We start from the raw sequence: 532 nt of genomic DNA, 5'->3' as shown, positions 1-532 counted from the left end.
CGGATCGTTGATGTTCGACAGCTGGCGCCAGTCGCCGACGCCGCCGGCCATCACCATCACGCCGAGGGCCAGGAACACCAGGGTCAGGATACCGCCGACATAGGCCTTGGGAATGGTGCGCTTGGGGTCCTTGGCTTCTTCGGCGGCCATGGCCGCGCCTTCGATGGCGAGGAAGAACCAGATCGCAAAGGGGATCGCGGCGAAGATGCCGGGGATCGAGTCAATGCTGAAGCTGCTCGAGCCGGACCAACCGTTGAGCACGAAATTGCTGAAGCTGAAGCCCGGCGCGACCACGCCCATGAACACCAGCAATTCGGCGACCGCGAGCACCGTCACCACCAGTTCGAAGGTGGCGGCGATGCTGACGCCGAGGATATTCAGGCCCATGAACACCACGTAGGCGCCGACGGCGGCGAGGCGCGGGTCAAGGTCCGGGTACTGGACATTGAGGTAGGCACCGATGGCCATGGCGATGGCCGGCGGGGCGAAGACGAATTCGATCAGGGTGGCGATCCCGGCGATCAGGCCGCCG

General features: G+C 65.0%; 1 protein-coding gene. It reads right to left on the bottom strand.

Annotated features, from left to right (window positions below; translation table 11 throughout):
- Nucleotides 1-532, bottom strand: a 532-nt coding sequence (locus M5B99_RS29755; protein ID WP_248807475.1) for an amino acid permease, incomplete at both ends; no start/stop codon positions are given.

It is taken from the genome of Pseudomonas sp. MWU13-2100 (genome assembly GCF_023242365.1).
In the GTDB taxonomy this organism is placed as follows: Bacteria; Pseudomonadota; Gammaproteobacteria; order Pseudomonadales; family Pseudomonadaceae; genus Aquipseudomonas.
The sequence above is the reverse complement of the archived record's forward strand: the minus strand, read 5'-3'. Positions and strand labels throughout refer to the sequence as shown.